This window comes from Streptomyces sp. 150FB, from assembly GCF_000818195.1.
Classification (GTDB): domain Bacteria; phylum Actinomycetota; class Actinomycetes; order Streptomycetales; family Streptomycetaceae; genus Streptomyces.
The window spans coordinates 685,386-687,192 of the sequence record NZ_JTHL01000001.1; the positions used below are offsets into that span (position 1 = coordinate 685,386).

Sequence of the window (1,807 nt, forward strand, 5' to 3'; positions counted from 1 at the left end):
TGACCCGGCGGCCCGCACTCACACATCGGCTGTACTGGTTGTGCCCGGGGTCATGTCCCGCGTCAGACGCGGGGCTTGGTCGGGCGGGTCGCCGTCAGGGCGAGCTGTCCCTTGAGCATGCGGCCGCCGTCGGAGGTGAGCCGCAGATAGTAGTCCGACGAGCAGGAGGTGCCGTCCTCGTCGAGGGCGAAGATGCCGGACCCGGCCGGGACGTCCGCTCCCGTCTCGGCGGTCTTGGCGATCTGGTTGCCCTCGTTGAACTCGTCGAACATGGAGATGTAGAAGCCCTGGACCTTGATGCCGACGAGGTTGTAGAACTGCCGCCACATCAGATCGCCGTGGGCGCGCGCCCGCGACTGGAGGTCGCCCGGGATGACGCACGGCTGGTAGTCGATACCGTGCGCCGCGCAGTCCGCCAGGTCCGGGGTGTTGAGGTCGCGGAGGAACTGGTCGGCCTGGGAGACGTTGCTGATCCGTCCCACCATCCACGGCGAGATCATGTTGAACGCGTGGTAGACGTCGGAGAACCCCGGGCGTGAATCGTCCGTACCGGCACGCCAGTGCGTCGGCACACCCCCGATGACGTAACAGCCCTGGCTCTTGAACCAGTTGACGACGTCGAGACACGCGGCGGCCTGGAAGTCCCGGCCCGGGTCGCTGAAGCCGAAGCCCCAGATGCAGACGACGGGCTTGCCGTTCTGCTTGGCGTACGCGCCCGAGGACGTGTACGCCTTCATCTTCGACGTCCAGTCGTCCTTGATCTGCTGCTGCATGGACGTCCAGCCGGAGACGTCGTACATGATGTAGAACTTCCGGCCGTACGTCTCCGCCGACTGACGGACCTTCGCCGCCATCGCGTCACGGGTGGGGCCTTCGCCTCCGACCGGGTTGAAGCGCTGGAGAGCGGCCGTGTCGCAGTTGTTCTCGCGCATCCAGCGGAAATGCGTGTCGACCGTCTGCTGGTCCCACGACGAGAACAGCGCCGCCTGCTGGCCGTTGCCGAGATTCCCGTAGGCCGTGGGGTAGCTACGGGTGTACTCCTTCATGTCCGGCCACGAAGCGATGGTCGTATTGCTCGGCGACGGCGGCTGGCCGCCGTTCTGACTCCAGTGCCACCAGCTATTGATGGGGGCGCCGTCGCCCTTGCAGGCGAACCAGCCCTGATAGCCGACAGTGATCTTGCCGACCACATCGCCCACGGGGCTCGCGGCAGGAGCCGCGTCGGTGCGGCGTCGCGGCTCGGTGGCGCCGGCCTGGGCCGCTGCGGTGATGCCGCCGATACCGGCTGTGGCCGCCAGCGCCGAAGCGATGACGGTCCGTCGAGACATACTCACGGAGGATTTCCTCCCACTAGTTATCTGCCAGAAACGCGCAAAGTCCTCGGGAATGGGGGGATGTACTGGCGGCGGCAGCCCGCCTGGCTCCCAAGGGCACGCGTCTGAAAGGTAGTCGGGGCGCACGACCACCACAAGCCCGGTGACCTCACGCATTCGCCTGGGAAATCCGCCTCTGTCAGCCGAATTTCTTTACACTTTCCTTTTCCGGCGGAATGTGAATTACTGACGGCGGGCCCGGACATCGGCGCGTGTACCCCCGGTGCGCTCCCCGCGTGACCCCCTGCGCTCGTATGCGCACCTGTGTCGTCGGGCATGATTTTCCCGACATGACGGCCTGACGGGGAGGTACGCGGTGCACGGACCGGCGACGGCCGGCTGGCTGCTCGTGGCGCTCTGCGCGGCGGCCGGGGGCTACTGCCTGCTGCGGGTGCGCGGCAGCGACGGCGGCGAGCGGCGCGGCACGGCGGGCG

Annotated in this window: 1 protein-coding gene and 1 pseudogene; one reads left to right on the plus strand and one right to left on the minus strand. The window is 67.3% G+C overall.

Annotated features, from left to right (window positions below; genetic code table 11):
- Positions 1–62: 62 nt before the first annotated feature.
- Complete coding sequence (locus tag QR77_RS02875; protein WP_052488489.1) at positions 63–1,328, minus strand: glycoside hydrolase family 71/99-like protein; 1,266 nt, start codon at positions 1,326–1,328, stop codon at positions 63–65.
- A gap of 361 nt (positions 1,329–1,689) precedes the next feature.
- Between QR77_RS02875 and QR77_RS42790 the strand changes: the two are divergent.
- Positions 1,690–1,807 (plus strand): annotated as a pseudogene (locus QR77_RS42790) (DUF5134 domain-containing protein); the annotation flags it as partial.